Consider the following 19,726-nt stretch of genomic DNA (forward strand, 5'->3'; position numbering starts at 1 on the left):
ACTGGCTAGAGTCGGAATCGAGCTTTTAGTCCCGCCCACCCCTTCAAGTCTAAACATACAAGCGGGCTTGCCCGCGATGGCGTCCGCATATTCAATATTTATGTGACTGAAACACCGCTATCGTCGGATCGCCGCCCGGGGCAAGCCCGCTCCCACAAGGACATGAGGTGTCTCCAGGCTCAACTTTTGGTTTCGCGTGCCGTTAAAGCCTTTAACCACGCCAATAAAACCAAAAGAGTGAGCCCCCATGCGCCTGAGTCTCAAGGCTAAAGTCCTGTCCCTTGCCGTCCTTCCGGTGCTGCTCTTTGCGCTGGTGATCAGCCTGACCACGCTGTTCATCCTTCAGGAACAGGCGCGCAATGAAGTCCAGCAGACCCGCGAACGCCTGCTCGGCGATGCCAAAGCCACGCTGGCCAGCTACGTCGCCGTGGCCATGACCACCATCAAACCGTTGTACGACGCTGCCGCTCCCGGCGACGCCGATGCGCGGGCGCAAGCGATCAAACTGCTGTCGAGCATCAAGTACGGCAAGGATGGCTACTTCTTCGGCTACGACTCCGAGACCGTGCGCCTGTTCAAGGCCAACGACCCCGAAGGCGTGGGCAAAAGCTTCAAGGACAACCGCGACCCGAACGGCGTCTACGTCAACCGCGACCTGGTGAAAGTCGCGAAGGACGGCACCCATTACCTGCAATACAGCTCGCCGCTGCCGGGCAACGCGCAAGTGCTGGTGCCGAAACTCGGTTACACCGAATACCTGGCGAAGTGGGACATGGCGGTGGGGACGTCGGTCAACCTCGATGGCATCGAAGCACAAGTGGCGGTGGTCGAGGCCAAGGTGCAGGAGCGCATGCAGGGCGTGGTGCTGAGCATCGTCGGCGTGGCGGTGGTGGTGCTGCTGGTGATCGCGGCGGCGGGGATGCTGCTGGCCAACACCATTTTGCGACCGCTGACCCTGATGAAAGCCAACCTCGATGACATCGCGGCGGGCGAGGGCGACCTGACCCGGCGCCTGACCATCACCAGCCAGGACGAACTCGGCGAACTGGCCGGCTCGTTCAACCGTTTCGTCGACAAGATCCACGGCCTGGTGCGGCAGATCACCGAGATGACCTCGCAACTGACCGGGCTGGTGACGCAAGTGTCGGATCAGGCCCAGCGCTCCGATCAGGCCATGGAGCGTCAGCGCCATGAAACCGATCAGGTCGCCACGGCGATCAACGAAATGTCCGCCGCTGCCCAGGAAGTCGCCAAGAGCGCGCAGAACGCCGCCGTCGCCGCGCAGCAGACCGACGAAGAAGGCCAGACCGCCAAGCGCGTGGTGGCTGGCAGCATCAAGCAGATTCATGCGCTGGTGGACGACATCCGCAGCAGCGGCGTGTCCCTCGACAGCCTGCAGCAGGACGTGTCGTCGATTGTCGGCGTGCTCGGGGTGATCCGTTCGATTGCTGAGCAGACCAACCTGCTGGCGCTCAACGCTGCGATTGAAGCGGCGCGGGCCGGCGAGGCCGGGCGCGGGTTTGCGGTGGTGGCGGACGAGGTGCGGGCGCTGGCGTCGCGCACGCAGATCAGCACTCAGGAAATTCAGGGCATGATCGACCGCTTGCAGGCGGGGACGCAGTCGGCGGTCGAGGCCATGCGCCGCTCAAGCGAGGCGGGTGACGGCACGTCGGCCCAGGCCAATCAGGCGGGGGCGTCGCTGGATGCGATGGCGGATCTGATTGCGACGATCAATTCGATGAACGCGCAGATCGCCAGTGCTGCCGAGGAGCAGACGGCGGTGGCCGAAGAGATCAACCGCAGCGTGCATCAGATTGCGGTGGCGGTGGATAACGTGGCGGACGAGACACAGTTGGGGGCGCAGACTTCGCGGAGTCTGGCGGAGTTGGGGCAGCGTTTGGGCAAGTTGGTTGGGCAGTTCCGTATCTGATATTTGTGTGAATCCTCAAGCGGGCCCTCACCCTAGCCCTCTCCCGGAGGGAGAGGGGACCGATTGGGGGATATTGGAGAGGTACGCCGACGTGAACGATCGACGTTGAATCCATAATCGATTCGGTCGTTCAGGTCGGCGTATAGCGTAAGACAACTCGGTCAGTCCCCTCTCCCTCCGGGCGGTCCGACGTTTCGGGAGGGCTAGGGTGAGGGCCGGCTTTTGACTTTGGCGAGCTCAGGGCCTGTCCCAGTAGGGGACTTCGCCAAAACACTCAACAAAGAAATCAATCACCGTCCGCACCTTCACCGACAACCGCCGGCTCCCCGGCCACAGCACCGAAATCTGCTGCGGCTCGACACTGTTCGACACCTGATAATCCTCCAGCACCGGCACCAGCGTGCCCGCACGCACCGCCTCGCCGATCAGCCATGACGGAAACATCACCAGCCCCAGCCCTTGCACAGCGGCCTGGGTCAACGTGTCCGCGTGGTTGCCGGTGATCGGGCCCTTGACTGAATACGGCGTCCACTCGCCCTGATCCTGCCGGAAGAACCAGCGCTGCAGGCCCGTCGCGCCCTTGTAGGCCAGGCACTGGTGGCGGGCGAGGTCTTCGGGATGCTGTGGCGTGCCGAAGCGCTTGAGATACGCGGGACTGGCCGCGACCTGAAAGCGGTGCGGTGCCAGGATCCGCGCCTGCATGCTTGAGTCGTGCAACGGGCCGATGCGAAACAGCAGGTCGGCGCCTTCCTGCAACGGATCGATGTAGTGGTCGGTCTGCTGGATATCCAGTTGCAGCTTCGGATAACGCTCGCACAAACGACCCAGCCATGGCGCCAGATGGCGCTGACCAAACACCACCGGGGCGTTGATCCGCACCAGGCCGGTCGGTTCGCTTTGCTGTTCCTGCAAGGCCTGTTCGGCTTCTTCCAGTTGCACCAGCACCAGCCGCGCGTGGTGGCCGAGCATGCGCCCGGCTTCGGTTGGCGTCACCGCACGGGTGTGGCGGTAGAGCAATTGCTGGTTCAGTGCCTGCTCCATCAACTGGATCTGTCGGGAAATCGAGGAGGGCGCCACGCCCTCGCGGCGGGCGACTTCGGAAAAACTGCCGTGGTCGAGCACCGCTACAAACAGCCTTAGCGCCTTGAATCCCAGTTCGTTGAGCCCGTGCATTGTGTGTCCTGCTGTGCGAATTGCGCAAAAGTGTTGTCCGGATGCTCCCATTTATCGCACAGCTGCGCCAGCCGATAATCCGCGCCATCGTTTCCTTCAGAGGTTTTTCAGATGCAGTCGTTAGATGAAGTGAGTGCCGCGCCGGCCCCGGTCGCCCGGCCCGGTTTGCGGTTGTTGCTGTTGCCGCTGGTGATCCTGGCCGGCATGGGGTTGTCGGTGGAGGCGGGGTTGCTCGGGCCGTTGGGTGAGCAGGTCGGGCATTTGTGGGCGACCTTGAGCATTTTCGGGGTTGGGTCGGCGATTCTGTTTTTGCTGTTGTTGTTTGCGGGGCCGCAGAAGGGGCCGGCGCTGACGGATCTGCCGCGCTGGCAGTTGATCGGCGGGTTTCTGGGGCCGATGTATGTGGTGGTGCTGACGCTGGCCACGCCGCATATCGGGATTGCGATGACGATGATTGCGATTCTGTCGGGGCAGGTTGGCAAGAGTGTGTTGATTGACCATTTCGGGTGGTTTGGGGCTACGCGCAAGAAGGTCAATGCCGAACGTTGGCTGGCCTTGGTGTTGATTGTGGCGGCACTGATTTTGATTGCGCGGGGTTGATGCGATGAGTCTGGTTATTTTGTTGGCGGTCGTAGTGTTGGCCGGTGCGGTGTTGAGTGTGCAGGCGGCGATCAATGGGCGTCTTGGTGAAACCGTTGGTGTGTTGCGCAGCAGTTTGTTGACGTTTGTCGTCGGCGCTGTTTCTACGGGGTTGTTGATTTTGTTTTTTGAGCCTGCTCAGGCGGTGAGTTTGCTGGAGGTGCCGAAGTGGCAGCTTAGCGGTGCGCTGTTTGGGGTGGTTTATATGATGGTCATGGTTGGTGCAGTGCCGCGCGTTGGTGCGGCTGTGGCGACGGTGGCGGTGATTGTCGGGCAGCTTGGGATGGGGATGTTGATCGACAATTTTGGCTGGTTGGGGAATCCCGCTATTGAGTTGTCTTCGAGTCGGGTTTTGGCGATGGTTTGTTTGGGGCTGGCGCTGGTGTTCATGTATCGCAGTAGCGTGCGTCAGGCTGTTTGAGCGTGGCGGCCTTTGGGCCGACCAGGCTCTTGTTCGTTTTGCGTGTATATCCGTTTCTTCGGGTGCGGCCGCTGGCGGTTTCGCTCTTACAGCGAGTCACTTTGGCAAACGCCCCAAAGTAACCAAAGGTCTGGGCCCCGGCGTACGGCCCGCTCGCTGGGGCTCGGGGTTCCTTCGTTCCGGGATTCATCCGGGGGCATCGCCTACGGTTTGCTTCGCTGCACCTCCTCTCGATGCATGCGGCTTCGCCGCACGGTCGCTGCGCTCCCACCCCCGGATAAATCCCTCCACTCAGCCTGCCGATGGGGCCGGCACGTCAAAAGCGGTACTCGAGCTAACGCTCATCGTTGTGACTGGTGACTGGTGACTGGTGAGTGGTGAGTGGTGAGTGGTGTGGGTTGGGACGTTAGGTGGTTTTCACGTTCTACACTGGTAGCACGGCTGTTCTTTCGGCCTCAGACAACCACCACCAGAGGAGTCTGTTTCATGGCAGATAGAAAATGCGATTGTCCGGGATGTCGTTGCACGATCAAGGAGGGTGAGCATTCTTATGTGGCGCACGGGAAGCATTATTGCTGTGAGGCCTGTGCGCATCATCACAAGAGTGGTGAGGAGTGTTCGGGTAAGGGGTGTCAGTGTGCGCATCCCAAGTAATCTCGGGTATTGAAAAGGTGGAGCCTAATCAGGCTCCACTTCCAGTTTCAGGCTGTCGTCGTCCAGGCGTTCGGTGTGGCGGACGTTGCCATGCAGGCGGCGGCCTCCGACGTTGACGACGATGGTCTTGGCCTTTTCAAGGTCTTCCGGCAAGGGGGCCGGGACGCGCAGGGCGAAGCGGTAGGGGTCGTTTTCGACGGGTTCCAGGCCAACCGGGCAGTCGACGCTTTTGGTGATGCGACCGAACAGGGTGTCCAGGCCGTAGTCCAGGTGTGCCGGGCTGTTGATGGTTGTCATGTGTGTTCCCCCGAAAGTGTCCCCGCCTGCGCGCAAGCTTAGCTGGCCGGTCGCCATGTAACGTTTTCCACGCCGAATTTTTCTGCCATCGGCTTGCTGGTCTTTTGCACTTTCTCCCGGCCGAAACGCGGGATGCGGCCGACCCCTGCGTCGCAGCTTGCCCAGTGCCACGCCTCGGTGTTGTCCATTTTGTCCGAGCGGATAATGAACGACTTTGGCGTGCCGTGAAGGGTGTAATCGATGACGTACAGTTTTGCGTTGTTCATAAAGCCCATCTTCCTCCCTGTGGTAATAGAAGGATCGCTGCGCTCCGGGAAAATTCACTCGGATTGTCCGACGGTATCTATCAATGGCGAGGTCCCGGTCGGACTGGTTACCATGGCGCTTTCGCCAACCCCGATGAATGTTCGCCATGGCCCTCGCTGCGCCCCCTGATTTGAGTGATACCGATGTGCCGGTGCAACCGCTGGCGCGTACGTATCCGCGTGGGTTGTTCATCGAGCCGCACGAGCATGTCTGGGGGCAGTTGCTGTACGCGATGAGCGGCGTGATGTGGGTCGAGACGCCGCACGAGGCGCTGGTGGTGCCGCCGCAGCGGGCGGTGTGGTTGCCGCCGGGGGTGCCGCATGGGATTCGGGTGGTGTCGGATCTGCAGATGCGCAATATCTACCTGCGCCCGGCGCTGGCGGCGACGCTGGATGAGACGGTGCAGGTGATCGAGGTCGGCGGTTTGCTGCGTGAGTTGATCGTCGGGCTGGTGGCGCAGGGCGACAGCGGCGATGCCGGGTATTACGAGGCACTGGTCGGGCTGGCGCTGCTGGAGCTGAAACGCGCAAGGCGTTCACAGCTGAAGATCCCGCTGCCTGACGATGCCGACCGGCGGTTGATGAGCCTGTGTCAGGCGGTGATGGCCGCGCCGTCGCTGGATATTCCTTTCGAGCAGCATGCCGAAAACGCCGGGGCCAGCGTGCGTACGCTTGCACGGTTGTTCAAGGAAGGGTTGGGCATGGGCTTCGCCGAGTGGCGGCGGCAGGTGCAGTTGGCGACGGCGGTGGCGGAGTTGATCCAGGGCGTGCCGGTCAGCGCGATTGCCCGTGAGCTGGGTTATTCGCCGAGCAGTTTCAGCGACATGTTCCGCCGGGAACTGGGTGTCGCCCCTTCGCAATTCGATGGCGGGCCGCTCGCCGACTGATTTGGCAGAAATTCAGAAGTCCTTGGCCGATGCCGGTCGCCGCCTTTCCCTAGACTTTGCCCATTCCTTTTGTGGCGGAGTGATCCCATGAATTACCTGATTTCACTGGCCGTCGGTCTGGGTGTCGGCCTGCTGTATGGCGCGCTGGATGTCCGTTCTCCGGCGCCGCCGACCATCGCGCTGGTAGGCCTGCTGGGCATGCTGGCGGGCGAGCAGTTGTGGCCGATGGGCCGGCAACTGGTCAGTGGCTGGCTGTCCTGAATTCTGTCTTTTCCCTTCGGTGGAGATTTCCATGAAAGCACTGCAATTCGATAAAACCGGCGACCTGTCGTCCCTGCGCTTCGTCGAGGTGCCGACGCCGGTGCCGGGCACTGACGAGGTGCTGGTGCAGATCAAGGCTGCTGGTCTCAATCCCAGCGACGTGAAGAACGTGCTCGGGCGTTTCCCGTACACCACGCTGCCGCGTATTCCCGGTCGGGACTTTGCCGGTGTCGTGGTCGAAGGTCCGCAGGCGTTGATCGGTCAGGAGGTCTGGGGCACCGGGCGTGAGCTGGGCTTTTTCGCCGATGGCTCCCATGCACAGTTCGTCAAACTGCCGGCCAATGGCGTGGCGCACAAACCTTCGCATTTGAGTTTCACCCAGGCCGCCAGCCTTGGGGTGCCTTACACCACGGCGTGGGATGCGTTGGAGCGCAGCCTGGTCAGTGCCGAAACCCGTTTGCTGGTGATTGGCGGCGGGGCGGTGGCGACGGCGGCACTGGCGCTGGCCAAGGTGCGCGGCGCGCAGTTGCTGGCGGCGGCGCGGCGGCCGGAGCAGGTCAAGGATTTGCAGGCGCAGGGTTTTCAGACGATCCAGCTGGATAAACCCGAGGATCTGGGTGCGCAGGTCAACGCGGTGTATCGCGGCGGCGCCGACGTGATCTTCGACACCACCGGTTTCTGGCTGCCGGCATCGGTGGCGGCATTGGCTACCTTCGGCCGGATCGCGATCATCGCCGCGCCAGTCGATGGGCATGTGCAGCTGCCGGCGCTGGCGCTGTATCGCAAGGGCGGTTCGGTGGTCGGCATCAACTCGTTGCTGTATGGCGTTGAAGCCTGCGCGGCGATGCTGGAACAGTTCGGCCGGTTCTTCGACGAAGACCTGCTGCCACTGCCGCAAGGGCTTGTCGAAGCGCCGCTGGCCGAAGGGCTGGCGCGGTATGCCGATGTGGATCAGGGCAGTGGCGACAAGGTCATCCTGATTCCTTGAGTCTGCAGAAATAGTGACAAACCCTGTGGGAGCTAGCCTGCTAGCGAAAGCGCTGGTGCAGTCGACGAAAATATTGACTGTGCTGACGCCATCGCTAGCAGGCTAGCTCCCACATTTTTTTTGGCGGGTTTGCAATCGCATCAGAACTGATACCCGACCCCCGCGTAATACCCCCAGCCATTGGAACGCGCACGGAAATTACCGTCGCCAAAATTCAGCTCGCTGCCGTCCTCCCAGTTGCCGCCGTTGTGGAAATAACGGCCGACCAGGGTGAAGCGCAGGTGGGTGAACGAGTACAGCAAGACGTTGGTCGCCACCGTGGCATTGGCGGTGCGCGCCGGATTGTCCTTGTGCAGGTCCGAGCCAAAATCGAAGTTGGTGAAGCCGATGTAGGTCAGCGAGGCACCGTTGCTGAATGTGTCGATCGGCACGATGTACTTGAGCTGCGCGCGGTAGCCGTCCCACGAATATTCGTTGCTGGCGCCGTAGTTTTCCCACTGGTAGCGCCCGTACAGGTTGGCCGACAGATTGACCCTTGAATGGGTGTCGATGTCGGTGCCCAAGCCGCTGTACAGCGTGTTGGCGCGGTTCTCTTTGCGGCTGCCGTGATCGTAGATCCAGTCGAACGCCACGTACCATTCCTTGAACGGCCCGATGGCCAGGCTGCGGCCAGCGAGGTAGTCGATGGAGATGCGCGGTTCGTGCTCCATGAACACCGGCGAGCCATGGTCCCACACGCCTTTGTCGTGGCTGTTGCCGATATTGAAGATCTTCGGAATGTCGATGTAGCCATACAGCTCGAACGGGCCCTTGCGCCCGAAGTATTCATATTCCAGGTAGATGTCGTCGGCCGGTTGCGGGCCAAAGCTGATGTCCTTGCTGCCGATCAGCATCAGATCCTGGTTGTACCAGTCCGACAGGTACGCGCCTTTTTTTGGCGGACTGGCTTCAGGGCTGAGGGCTTCACCCTGGGCGGATTCATCGGGCAAGACCGGTTGCGCCAGTGCGGTGTGGCTGAGAACTCCGGTAACGCCGGCCAGTAGCAGGGAAACAGCAAAAGTGCGCGCACCGCGAAGGCGGTTGCAGGAAGAAGCGTGCATTCAAAGTCCTTTTTGCGGATCAAGACCCGGAATCATGGGCCTGTACGGTTTTGTAACGAAAAGGCGGTCAACAGCGACTCGCAAACGTTTGCATAAGCCGTACCAGTTTCTCAAGTGGCTGAAAATTCGATTGATTGGTGGGATTACCTGGCGACTCGGTCAACTCCCCTCAAAAGCGCCTCAAATCATCCTCAAGCCCTTGCTCAGAACGGCCGGAAGTATCGATGCAGGGCCTTATCGCACAAAAGTATTAACACTATTTAACCGGTGCCCCTTCGCGGGGCATCAACTAGCGTGTGTCTGGAATAGGACGGTTTATCTGATGACCGTCATACGCTTGATACGCGTGTTGGATCTTGCAGCTGTTACACGCCTTCAAGGACGAAATCGGCCACGAAAGGAGTAGCCCGTGGAAGCAAGGTTTGGTGTCGCCCTCGTTTCGCGTTTTTCCCCACTGTCCCTTGCTGTGCATCTGAGCGTCGTCGGACTGCTGTTCGGTGGCGTCAGCGAGCAGGCGTTAGCCACCTGTTCGGCGGCAGGCTCCACGATTACCTGTACGGGCGTTCCGAGCCTGCCGCTGTTTCTCAATGACTACAGCAGTGCCACCAGCGGCCTGACGGTCAACGTCAACTCGGGCGCGCAGATGAATGCGACGCTGGGCGGCAAGGTCATCAACCTGACCGGGGCCAATATCAATCTGAACAACTCCGGCACCGTCGACCCGGCCTTGCTGGGCCTGGTGTCGATCCTCAGTGGCGGTGCATTCATCGGCACCGGCGCGACCAGCACGGTCAGCGTGGTCAACAATGCCAGCGGGATCATGCGTGGCACGGGGATGTTGCTCGGCCTCAACCTGACCAGCATTGACGGCCTGGCTATCGGCGTGAACAACGCGGCGGCGGGTACCACGACCATTACCAACAACGGCACCATTACGTCCACAGGGCTGTCGGTCGGCGGCATCACCCTGGCCGATACCCCGGTGGTCGGGGTGTATGGCGGTTCGCAAGTCAACATGACCAACAGTGCCAGCGGCACGATCAACGGCCGGATTGCGTTCGAGACGTCGGCAGCAGGCAACACCTTCACCAACGCCGGTAACATCACTGGCGGCTTGTCGATGGGTGCGGGCAGCACCAACACCTTCTACGCGATCACCGGTTCCAGCGTTAACGTCGGTGACGGTGTGCAAGTGTCCGTCGGCCTCGGTGGCCTGGTCGGCATCAACCTGACCTTCGCCCCGACCGGCACCATCGATGGCGGCGCGGGGGGCACCAACACGCTGATCCTGCAAAACCCGAGCGGCGTCGGTGGTGGCGTCACCGGGACCGGCACCGCGTCCAGCGCGACCTACGTCAACTTCAACAACCTGACCCTCAACAGCGGCACCTGGACCTTGCAGGGGCCGTTGGTCAGCGGGGCGACCACACTCAATGGCGGTGTCGCGCAGTTCAACGACAACGCCGCGTTCGGCAGCGGTGTGCTGACGTCCAACGGCGGGATCCTCCAGGCCAGCAACGCGGGACTGTCGCTGGCCAACCAGATCAATCTGGGCGCGAGCGGCCTGACCCTGCAGGGCATCAACGGCACGACCCTCAACGGCGTGATTTCCGGTACTGGCGGCCTGACCAAGATCGGCAGCGGTCAGCTCAACCTCAACGGCATCAATACCTACACCGGCAACACCGTGCTCAACGGCGGGACGGTGCTGGTGGGCAACAACCAGGCATTCAGCACCGGCGGCATCTCCGTTGGCGGCGCTTCGAGCATCTCGGCAACGACGCCGATTTCGCTGGCCAACGCGATCACGCTCAACAGCACCCTGACCGCAACCGGCACCGGAGCGCTGACCCTGGGCGGGGTGATCAGCGGTACCAGCAACCTGACCAAGACCGGCAGCGGCAGCCTGACCCTCAACGGCATCAACACCTACACCGGGACCACCAGCCTCAGCGCCGGCACCTTGCGCGTCGGCAACAACAACGCGCTGGGCACCGGTGTACTCAACACCAGCAACGGCACCAGCCTCGACAGCACCGGCAACGTGACCCTGGCCAATAACGTCGGCATCACCGGTGCGTTAAACGTGCTTGGCAGCAATGCCCTGACCCTGGCCGGCATCGTCTCCGGCACCGGCGCGATCACCAAAAGCGGCAGCGCCAGCCTGACCCTGACCGGCAACAACACCAACAGCGGCACCACCGCGCTCAATGGCGGCAGCTTGCTCGTCGGCAGCAACACCGCCCTCGGCACGGGTGCGTTGAACGCGGCGGCCGGCACTACGCTGGATGCGACCACCGCCGTGACCCTGGCTAACGCGGTGGCGCTGGCGGCGGATCTGACCATCGGCGGTACTCAGGCGCTGGGCTTGAGCGGGGTCATCAGCGGCGCTGGCAACCTGATCAAGAACGGCACCGCTAACCTGACCCTCAGCGGCAACAACACCTTCTCCGGCGGCACGGCACTGAATGCCGGGACGCTGATCGTCGGCTCCAACACCGCGCTGGGCACCGGCGCGCTGACCACGGCGGCGGGCACCACCCTCGATGCCAGCACCGCTGTGGCACTGAGCAACGCCGTCGCCCTCGGCGGTAATCTGAACATTGGTGGCAGCGCCAACCTGACCCTCGGCGGCGTGGTCAGCGGCAGCGGCGGGCTGACCAAGAACGGCGCGGCGAACCTGATTCTCAACGGCACCAATACGTTCCTCGGTGCTGTTGCGTTGAACGCCGGCACCATCACAGCGGGTGCCAACGCTGCGCTGGGCAGTGGCAATATCACTGTCGGCGGCGCGGCGACCCTCGACAGCAATACCGCGGTGACGCTGAACAACAACGTCATTCTCAACAACAATCTGGGGATCGGCGGCAGCAATGCACTGACCCTTGGCGGGGTGGTCAGCGGCGCCAGTCAATTGATCAAGAACGGCACGGCCAACCTGACCCTCAACGGCGCCAATACCTTCACCGGCGGCACCGCACTCAACGCCGGCAGCCTGACCGTCGGCAATGGCGCGGCGCTCGGCACCGGCACGCTGACCGTGGGCGGGGCGGGCGGCACGCTCAACAGCAGCGCCAACGTGACGCTGAACAACGCCATCGCGCTGAACGCCAACCTCACCACCGGCGGCGCCAACCCGCTGAATCTGGGCGGTGTGATCAGCGGCGGCAGCAACCTGATCAAGACCGGTGCTTCGACCCTGACCCTGACCGGCAACAACACCTACACCGGCGCTACTTCGCTGAACGCCGGGACGTTGGTCGTCGGCTCCAACACCGCCCTCGGCACTGGCGTACTCAACGCCGCCAACGGCACCACACTGGATGCCAGCACGGCGGCGAGCCTGGCCAACAACGTCAACCTTGGCGGCAACGTGACCATTGGCGGCAGCAATGCGCTGACCCTCGCGGGTGTGGTCTCAGGTGTCGGCGGCCTGATCAAGAGCGGCCCGGCCGATCTGATCCTCAACGGCGCCAACACCTACTTCGGCAACACCGCGCTGAACGTCGGCAAACTGATCGTCGGCAGCAACACCGCGCTGGGCAGCGGTGCACTGAACGCAGCGGCCGGCACCACGCTGGATACCAATACTGCCGTCACTCTGGGCAACCAGGTCAACCTCGCCGGGGCGCTCAATGTGGGCGGCAGTGCGGATCTGAGTCTCACCGGAACCGTCGCCGGCGCCGGTAGTCTGGTGAAAAACGGTGCCGCCAACTTGAGCCTCAATGGCTCCAATACCTACGTCGGCGGCACCACTCTTAACGCCGGCACTCTGACCGTCGGCAACAGCTCGGCGCTCGGCACCGGCGCCTTGACCGTTGGCGGGGCAGCAACCCTCGACAGCAGTTCGCCGCTGGTCAGCCTGGCCAACGCGGTCGTGCTGAATGCGGCGCTGAGCGTCGGCGGCACGCAGAACCTGACCCTCGGCGGCGTGCTCAGCGGCACCGGCCAACTGGTGAAAGACGGGGCGGCCAACCTGACCGTCAACGGCACCAACACCTTCAGCGGCGGCACCACGCTCAACGCCGGCACCCTGACCGTCGGCGCGCCCGGCGCACTGGGCAGCGGCACGCTCACTGTCGGTGGCGCCGCGACGCTGGACAACAGCAGCGCCTTCACCCTCGGCAACAACATCACCCTCGATGCCGGGTTGACGGTGGCCGGCAACAACGGCCTGACCCTCAGCGGCGTGATCGACGGCGCCGGCAGCCTGACCAAAACCGGTCTGGACGACCTGGCCCTCAGCGGCACCAACACCTTCACCGGCGCGCTGAACATTGCCGCCGGCAGCGTCACCACCCTGAGCAGCGGGGCGCTGGGCAACACCTCCGGCGCCAACATCAGCGCCGGCGCCAGCCTCAACCTCGGTAGCAGCGCCAGCCTCGACGGCCTGAGCGGCAGCGGCAGCGTGCAGATCGGTGGCGGCAATACCCTCACCGTGGGCGGGGTGAGCAGCACCAGCACCTTCGACGGTGACCTCAGCGGCAACGGCGGTCTGACCAAGGTTGGCACCGGCACCCTGAACCTGACCGGGATCAACGGCATCGTCGGCAACACCGCCGTCAACGGCGGCACCCTGAACCTCAGCGGTTCGCTGGCCAGTGCCCAGGTCAACGTCAATACCGGCGGCACCCTCACCGGTAACGGTTCGGCACTCGGCGCGATGACCATCAACAGCGGCGGTCACCTGGCCCTGTCGTCGGGTAATACACTTTCGGCCGGATCGTTGACGCTCGCGGCCGGCAGCAATGTCGATGCGGCGCTGGGGGCACCTTCGACCACGTCGCTGATGAACGTCGGCGGCAACCTCACCCTCGACGGTAATCTCAACGTCACCGATGCCGGTGGTTTCGGCGTCGGTGTGTATCGTCTGTTCAACTACACCGGTGCCCTGACCAATCTGGGCCTGGACGTTGCCAGCGTGCCGGTCGGTTATGGGCTGGGCGATCTGGTGGTGCAGATCGGGGTCGCCAATCAGATCAACATTCAGGTCTCGGCGCCGAATTCGGACATTCGTTACTGGGACGGCAGCCAGACCATCGCCAACGGCACTGTCGATGGCGGCAGCGGTACCTGGAACGGCGCCGGCACCAACTGGACCGACGCCAATGGTCTGGTCAATCAGACCTGGGCCGGCGACTTCGCGGTCTTCCAGGGCACGGCTGGCACGGTGTCGGTCAACGGCACGCAACTGTTCACCGGCATGCAGTTCCTCACCGATGGCTACAACGTGGTCAACGGCACCTCGGGACTGCTGACCGCCGTCAACGGTGCCGGCGGCACCACGGCGATGCGCGTTGATCCGGGCGTGACCGCCACGGTCGGCGTGAACATCAACGGCAGCGGCATTCTCAATAAACTCGACAGCGGCACCCTGGTGCTCAATGGCGCCAACAGCTACACCGGCGGCACGCAACTCGATGGCGGCAAAATCGTGGTCGGCAGCAACACCGCGCTGGGCAGCGGTGCGTTGATCGCCAATGCCGGCACGCAACTGGACAGCAACACCGCCGTGACCCTGACCAACGCGGCCACGCTCAACGGTAACCTCACGATCGTTGGCAGCAACGCGCTGACCCTTAACGGTGTGATCAACGGCACCGGCGGGCTGATCAAGAACGGCTCGGCCAACCTGACCCTTGGTGGCAACAACGCCTTCCTCGGCCCGGTGGCATTGAACGCGGGCGGACTGGTTCTGGCGTCGAACAGCGCGCTGGGTTCGGCCACCCTGAACGCGGCGAACGGCACTACTCTGGATGCCAGCAGTGCTGTCACGGCGGGTAACGCGATCAACCTGGCGGGTAACCTCGGCATCGTCGGCAGCAACGATCTGACACTCAGCGGTGCGATCAACGGCGCCGGCAGCCTGACCAAGAATGGCGCGGCCAACCTGATCCTGAGCGGGGCCAACAACTTCCTCGGCGGCGTCACCCTCAACGCCGGCACCCTGACCGCCGGCAGCAACGGCGCCCTCGGTCTGGGCAACCTGACGGTGGCCGGTGCTTCGGCGCTGGACAGCAACACCTCGGTGTCGCTGGGCAACAACGTGGTGCTCAACGCCAATCTGACCAACACCGGCAACAGCGACGTGGCCCTCAGCGGCGTGGTCAGCGGCACTGGCGGTTTGATCAAGAACGGCGCCTCTAACCTGACCCTCAACGGCATCAACACCTACAGCGGCGGCACCACGCTGAACGCCGGCACCGTGACCCTCGGCACCGCGGCGAGCCTGGGTTCCGGCGCGGTGACCGTTGCAGGCGCGTCGACCCTCGACACCACGGCGCCGCTGGTGCTGGCCAACAACCTCAACGTCAATGCCAACCTGAGCGTGGCCGGCAACAACAACCTGACGCTCGGCGGCGTGATCGCCGGGGCGGGCACCCTGACCAAGAACGGTCTGGCCGACCTGACGCTGTCCGGCAACAACACCTTCAGCGGCACCTTCGACGTGCAGTCCGGCAGCCTGACCACCCTGGGCAACTCGGCACTGGGCAGCAACGCCGGAGTCAATCTCGGCAATGCCGCGACGCTGAACCTCGGCGGTTCGGGCAGCCTCGCCAGCCTGACCGGCAGCGGCACCGCACTGATCGGCGGCGGTAACACGCTGAGCATCGGCGGCAACAACGCCAGCAGCATTTTCGGCGGTGTGCTCACCGGCACCGGCGAACTGAGCAAACTCGGCACCGGCACGCTGACCCTGACCGGCCTTAACAGCCTGACCGGCAACACCACGGTCAACGCCGGCACCTTGAACGTCAGCGGCTCGCTGGACAGCGCCAGTGTGCTGGTCAACAGCGGCGGCACCCTGACCGGCGGCGGCTCGCTCGGTGGAGCCGTGACCGTGGCGGATGGCGGTCATCTGGCCGGCGCCACCGGCAGCACGCTTTCGGTGAGTTCGCTGGTGTTCAACGCCAATTCCAACTTCGATGTCGGCCTCGGCACACCGGTCTCCGGTGGCGGCAACGCGCTGGTCAACGTCGGCGGCAACCTGACCCTGGACGGCACTCTCAACGTCAGCGACATCGGCGGTTTCGGCAGCGGCGTGTACCGCTTGATCAACTACACCGGTGGCCTGACCGACAACGGCATGCTGATCGGCACCGTGCCGGGCAGCGTCACCCCGGGCGACCTGACCCTGCAAACCGCACTGGCCAACCAGATCAACCTGCTGGTTACCGCACCGGGCGTTACCGTGCAGTTCTGGGACGGCAACCAGCTTGTCGCCAATGGTTCGGTGGATGGCGGCAGCGGCACCTGGGGCACCGGCAGCACCAACTGGACCGACGTCAACGGCACCACCAATCAGGCCTGGACCAACAGCTTCGCGGTGTTCCAGGGCACGGCGGGCACCGTCACCGTCAACGGCGCGCAAACCCTCACTGGCATGCAGTTCGTCACTGATGGCTACAGCCTGCAGAACGGCACGGCCGGGTCGCTGAATCTGGTCAACGGTTCGCTGGGCAATGCGACTGTGCGGGTCGATCCCAACGTCACCGCGACCGTGGGCGTGGCGCTCAACGGCGCCGGCACGCTGGGCAAATACGACACCGGCACGCTGGTGCTCAACGCGGCCAACGGCTACACCGGCGGCACCGCGCTCAATGGCGGCAAGATCGTGGTCGGCAACAACGCCGCCCTCGGCACCGGCGTGTTGACCGCCGCCAATGGCACGGCGCTGGACAGCAATACGGCGGTCAGCCTGGCCAACGCCGTGGTGCTCAATGGCGGACTCACCGTCGCCGGCTCCAACGCGTTGACTCTCGGCGGAGTGGTCAGCGGCAGCGGCAGTCTGATCAAGACCGGCGCGTCGAGTCTGACCCTCAACGGCAGCAACACTTACAGCGGTGGCACTCAACTGTCCGGCGGTTCGCTGATCCTGGGCAACAACAGCGCGATCAGCAGCGGCGCCCTCAGCGTGCTGGGCAACGGCACCCTCGACAGCACCAGCGCGCTGCAACTGGCCAACGCCATCAACCTGGGGGCGCAACTGACCCTGGCCGGCAACCAGAACACCACGCTGATCGGGGCGATCACCGGCAGCGGCAGCCTGGTGAAAAACGGCAGTGGCGACCTCGTCCTCAGCGGCGCCAACACCTACAGCGGCGGCACGACGCTGAACGGCGGCAGCACCCGTGGTGACACCAGCAGCCTGCAAGGCGCCATCGCCAACAACGCGACGCTGACCTTCGAGCAGAACAGCGACGGCAGCTACACCGGCAACCTGACCGGCGCCGGCACACTCAACAAAACCGGCACCGGCGCCTTGCTGCTGACCGGCAACAACACCTTTACCGGCAACACCGCGGTGCAGGGCGGTTCGCTGAACGTCAACGGTGTGCTCAACAGTGCCAACGTCAACGTGGCCAGCGGGGCGAAAATCGGCGGCAGTGGCCAGTTCGGCGGCGCCGTGCAACTGGCCAACGGTGCGACGCTGACCGGCGGCGGCACTGCAACGCCGTTGTCGGTGGGTTCGCTGGCATTGTCTTCAGGCACCAACCTGGACTTCAGCCTCGGCTCGGCCGCCAGTTCTACAACGGTGGTCAACGTCGCCGGCAACCTGACCCTCGACGGCACGCTGAACATCAGCAACGCCGGCGGCTTCGGCACCGGGGTCTATCAACTGTTCAGCTACGGCGGCAGCCTGACCAACAACGGTCTGGTCTACGGCAGCCTGCCGGTGTCGGCGGCCAATCTGACCCTGCAGACCGCGCTGGCCAATCAGGTCAACCTGCTGGTGCAAAACACCCCGGGCGAAGTGCAGTTCTGGAACGGTGGCACCACCAATCCGGACGGCAGCATCGGTGGCGGCAGCGGCGTGTGGGGGCCGGGCACCAACTGGACCGATCCGAGCGGTACTCAGGCGCTGGCGTCGAACGGTCAGTTCGCGGTGTTCGGCGGGCAGAGCGGCACAGTCACGGTGCAAGGCAATCAGAACTTCACCGGGTTGCAGTTCCTCTCCAGCGGTTACAGCCTGGTTCCAGGCGCTGGCGGTACGCTGACCCCGGTCAACGGCCCGGGCGGCAGCCTCGCGCCGGTACGGGTGAATGCCGGTGGCAGTGCGGAAATCTCCGTACCGCTGGTGGGCAGTGGCGGCATCGAGAAGCTGGACTCCGGCACTCTGGTCCTCAGCGGCGCCAACACCTACAGCGGCGGGACTACGGTCAGCGGCGGTACGCTGATCGGTAATACCACCAGCCTGCAGGGCAACATCCTCAACAACGCATTGCTGGTGTTCCAGCAGAACGCCAATGGTCAGTTCAACGGTGTGCTCAGTGGTACCGGCGCATTGGCCAAGCGGGGGGCCGGAACCCTGCTGTTGACCGGTAATCAGCCGTTCAGTGGCACGGTGGCGGTTGATCAAGGCGTGTTGCAGGTCGGCAGCCGTTCGGCTCGGGCTTCGCTCGGCGGGCAGGTCACCGTGGCCAACGGCGCCGGGTTGAGCGGTAACGGCAGCGTCGGTTCGTTGGTCAACCATGGCGTGGTGCAATCCGGTGCCGAGGCTGGCACCTTGAGTGTCGCCGGCAACCTGACCAACGCCGCCGACGGTGTGCTGGCCCTGACCGTCAGTTCGCCGACCGCCACCCCACTGGCGGTCGGTGGTACCGCCACCCTGGGCGGCGGTCTGCAGGTCAACAGCCTGGCACCGTTCACCGGCAACACCGTGTACTCGCTGATCACCGCCGGTGGCGGAGTGACCGGCACCTTCAGCGCCGCCGACCTGCCGCAATATGCATTCCTTGACACGGCGCTGGTGTATGACCCGAACGCAGTGAACCTGGTGGTCAGCCGCAACGGCAACTCGTTCGTCGACGTCGCCGCCACCCGCAACCAGCGCAACACCGCCTCGGCGTTGATGCGTAACGGTGCGGCGGGCAGTGCGTTGCAGGACGAAATCGTCAACCTCAGCGTAGCCGGGGCACGTAACGCCTTCGACAGTCTGTCGGGGGAAATCCATGCCAGCACCGCCAGCGCAATCCTCGAGGATTCGCGCTACGTGCGGGACGCGGTCAACGACCGTATGCGCCAGCCGTCGTGCAGCGCGCCGGACGACCCACGCCGCGCGCTGGCCCCGAGCGACAATCAGCTGAGCAGCAACGGCTGCCACGGCGAGATGGTCGGTTGGGCCCGCGCACTCGGCGCCTGGGGCGAGTCGGACGGCAACAGCAACAGTGCGAAGCTGGATCGCAACCTGAGCGGCTTCATGCTCGGCACCGACAAGCAGCTCGACGACCAATGGCGCGTCGGCATGGCCGCCGGCTACACCCGCAGCGATCTGGATGCCCATGATCGTCGCTCGGATGCCACGGTCGAGAGCTACCACCTGGCGGCGTACCTCAACTCGCAATTCGATGCCCTGGCGGTGCGCCTTGGTGCGGCGTACAGCTGGCACGACATCGAGACCAAACGCGACGTCAGCGTCGGCGCCTACAACGATCGGTTGAAGGCCAATTACGACGCCCGCAGCGCCCAGGTGTTCGGTGAAGTCGGCTATGCCATCGAAGCGGCCGGGATTGCCCTGGAACCGTTCGCGGGTCTGGCGTACGTCAACTACGACAGCGACAAGGCCAAGGAAAAAGGCGGGGTGGGGCGTCTGCGCGCCGAGTCCGATCAGGACATCACCTTCTCGACCCTGGGCGTGCGCGCCGGCAAGGTCATCACCCTGGCCAACGGCGGGCAGTTCACCCCGCGCGCGGCCCTCGGCTGGCGGCATGCCTTCGGTGATACCAAGCCTGACGCCGACCTGACCTTCATCGACGGCGGCGCCTCGTTCAACACGCAGGGCGTGCCGATTGCCAAGGACAGCGCGGTTGTCGAAGCGGGCGTGGACTTCCAGATCAGCCCGACCGGCAAACTCGGTATCGGTTACTCGGGGCAGCTGTCGAACGAGAGCAACGACCATGCGATGACCATCAGCTTCAGCCTCGGGTTCTGATTCAGGAGCGAAGCACTTCAGCCGCCCGCAAGGGCGGTTTTTTTTTGCCCGATCACAGGCTGCGGACGTGCTTTCACCGCAACTCGGATCTTGCTGTAGGAGTTTGCTAAAGCGGCAGGCTTGTTTCTGGCATCACGG

The 19,726-nt window shown here is 63.8% G+C and carries 12 protein-coding genes; 8 read left to right on the forward strand and 4 right to left on the reverse strand.

Annotation, left to right across the window (positions count from 1 at the left end; translation table 11 throughout):
• Nucleotides 1–247 precede the first annotated feature (247 nt).
• A complete protein-coding gene (gene ctpM, locus ACKUG4_RS28270; protein WP_085648190.1) occupies nucleotides 248–1,930 on the forward strand; it encodes a methyl-accepting chemotaxis protein CtpM in 1,683 nt (560 codons plus the stop codon).
• Between the two features lie 237 nt (nucleotides 1,931–2,167).
• Here the strand turns inward: ctpM and ACKUG4_RS14575 are convergent, their stop codons facing one another.
• A complete protein-coding gene (locus ACKUG4_RS14575) occupies nucleotides 2,168–3,103 on the reverse strand; it encodes a LysR family transcriptional regulator (protein WP_445434261.1) in 936 nt (311 codons plus the stop codon).
• 111 nt (nucleotides 3,104–3,214) lie between these two features.
• Here ACKUG4_RS14575 and ACKUG4_RS14580 point away from each other — a divergent pair, with 111 nt between their 5' ends.
• The 3 genes from ACKUG4_RS14580 to ACKUG4_RS14590 all read left to right on the forward strand — a co-directional run bounded on the left by ACKUG4_RS14580 (nucleotide 3,215) and on the right by ACKUG4_RS14590 (nucleotide 4,817).
• Nucleotides 3,215–3,703 carry a DMT family transporter gene (locus ACKUG4_RS14580; RefSeq protein ID WP_064597969.1) on the forward strand — a complete coding sequence of 163 codons (489 nt, stop codon included), beginning with the start codon at nucleotides 3,215–3,217 and terminating at the stop codon, nucleotides 3,701–3,703.
• Nucleotides 3,704–3,707: 4 nt separating this feature from the next.
• A complete protein-coding gene (locus ACKUG4_RS14585) occupies nucleotides 3,708–4,163 on the forward strand; it encodes a DMT family transporter (protein ID WP_039770319.1) in 456 nt (151 codons plus the stop codon).
• 486 nt (nucleotides 4,164–4,649) lie between these two features.
• Complete coding sequence (locus tag ACKUG4_RS14590) at nucleotides 4,650–4,817, forward strand: metallothionein (RefSeq protein WP_074689145.1); 168 nt, start codon at nucleotides 4,650–4,652, stop codon at nucleotides 4,815–4,817.
• 24 nt (nucleotides 4,818–4,841) lie between these two features.
• Here the strand turns inward: ACKUG4_RS14590 and ACKUG4_RS14595 are convergent, their stop codons facing one another.
• Together ACKUG4_RS14595 and ACKUG4_RS14600 are read right to left on the reverse strand one after the other, a co-directional pair.
• On the reverse strand, nucleotides 4,842–5,114 hold the full coding sequence (locus ACKUG4_RS14595; protein ID WP_085667477.1) for a hypothetical protein: 273 nt from the start codon (nucleotides 5,112–5,114) through the stop codon (nucleotides 4,842–4,844).
• Nucleotides 5,115–5,152: 38 nt separating this feature from the next.
• A complete protein-coding gene (locus tag ACKUG4_RS14600; RefSeq protein ID WP_064597962.1) occupies nucleotides 5,153–5,380 on the reverse strand; it encodes a DUF6555 family protein in 228 nt (75 codons plus the stop codon).
• A 137-nt stretch (nucleotides 5,381–5,517) separates the two neighbouring features.
• On the opposite strand from ACKUG4_RS14600, the gene ACKUG4_RS14605 reads away from it, so the two are divergent.
• From ACKUG4_RS14605 to ACKUG4_RS14615, 3 genes are all read left to right on the forward strand, one after another.
• Nucleotides 5,518–6,306, forward strand: a complete 789-nt coding sequence (locus tag ACKUG4_RS14605; protein ID WP_445434262.1) for an AraC family transcriptional regulator — start codon at nucleotides 5,518–5,520, stop codon at nucleotides 6,304–6,306.
• A gap of 87 nt (nucleotides 6,307–6,393) precedes the next feature.
• A complete protein-coding gene (locus ACKUG4_RS14610; protein WP_080770641.1) occupies nucleotides 6,394–6,567 on the forward strand; it encodes a DUF1427 family protein in 174 nt (57 codons plus the stop codon).
• Nucleotides 6,568–6,598: 31 nt separating this feature from the next.
• Entirely contained in the window at nucleotides 6,599–7,555 is a 957-nt protein-coding gene (locus tag ACKUG4_RS14615; RefSeq protein ID WP_445434263.1) for a quinone oxidoreductase family protein, read from the forward strand.
• A 140-nt stretch (nucleotides 7,556–7,695) separates the two neighbouring features.
• Here ACKUG4_RS14615 and ACKUG4_RS14620 read toward each other — a convergent pair whose 3' ends face one another.
• Nucleotides 7,696–8,655: a nucleoside-specific channel-forming protein Tsx gene (locus tag ACKUG4_RS14620; RefSeq protein ID WP_445434264.1), complete on the reverse strand. Its 960-nt coding sequence runs from the start codon at nucleotides 8,653–8,655 to the stop codon at nucleotides 7,696–7,698.
• Between the two features lie 409 nt (nucleotides 8,656–9,064).
• Between ACKUG4_RS14620 and ACKUG4_RS14625 the strand changes: the two genes are divergently transcribed.
• Nucleotides 9,065–19,588 (forward strand): autotransporter-associated beta strand repeat-containing protein, encoded by a 10,524-nt coding sequence (locus tag ACKUG4_RS14625; protein ID WP_445434265.1) that lies wholly within the window; start codon nucleotides 9,065–9,067, stop codon nucleotides 19,586–19,588.
• Nucleotides 19,589–19,726 lie beyond the last annotated feature (138 nt).

The organism is Candidatus Pseudomonas auctus, from assembly GCF_048654275.1.
Classification (GTDB): Bacteria; Pseudomonadota; Gammaproteobacteria; order Pseudomonadales; family Pseudomonadaceae; genus Aquipseudomonas; species Aquipseudomonas pharyngis.

Bases quoted from the DNA above. Each gene is read 5' to 3' on its own strand.
- ACKUG4_RS14575 (WP_445434261.1), bottom strand. From the start codon at position 3,103: ATGCACGGGCTCAACGAACTGGGATTCAAGGCGCTAAGGCTGTTTGTA.
- ACKUG4_RS14610 (WP_080770641.1), top strand. From the start codon at position 6,394: ATGAATTACCTGATTTCACTGGCCGTCGGTCTGGGTGTCGGCCTGCTG.
- ACKUG4_RS14590 (WP_074689145.1), top strand. From the start codon at position 4,650: ATGGCAGATAGAAAATGCGATTGTCCGGGATGTCGTTGCACGATCAAG.
- ACKUG4_RS14595 (WP_085667477.1), bottom strand. From the start codon at position 5,114: ATGACAACCATCAACAGCCCGGCACACCTGGACTACGGCCTGGACACC.
- ACKUG4_RS14580 (WP_064597969.1), top strand. From the start codon at position 3,215: ATGCAGTCGTTAGATGAAGTGAGTGCCGCGCCGGCCCCGGTCGCCCGG.
- ACKUG4_RS14620 (WP_445434264.1), bottom strand. From the start codon at position 8,655: ATGCACGCTTCTTCCTGCAACCGCCTTCGCGGTGCGCGCACTTTTGCT.
- ACKUG4_RS14615 (WP_445434263.1), top strand. From the start codon at position 6,599: ATGAAAGCACTGCAATTCGATAAAACCGGCGACCTGTCGTCCCTGCGC.
- ACKUG4_RS14600 (WP_064597962.1), bottom strand. From the start codon at position 5,380: ATGAACAACGCAAAACTGTACGTCATCGATTACACCCTTCACGGCACG.
- ACKUG4_RS14605 (WP_445434262.1), top strand. From the start codon at position 5,518: ATGTTCGCCATGGCCCTCGCTGCGCCCCCTGATTTGAGTGATACCGAT.
- ACKUG4_RS14585 (WP_039770319.1), top strand. From the start codon at position 3,708: ATGAGTCTGGTTATTTTGTTGGCGGTCGTAGTGTTGGCCGGTGCGGTG.
- ctpM (WP_085648190.1), top strand. From the start codon at position 248: ATGCGCCTGAGTCTCAAGGCTAAAGTCCTGTCCCTTGCCGTCCTTCCG.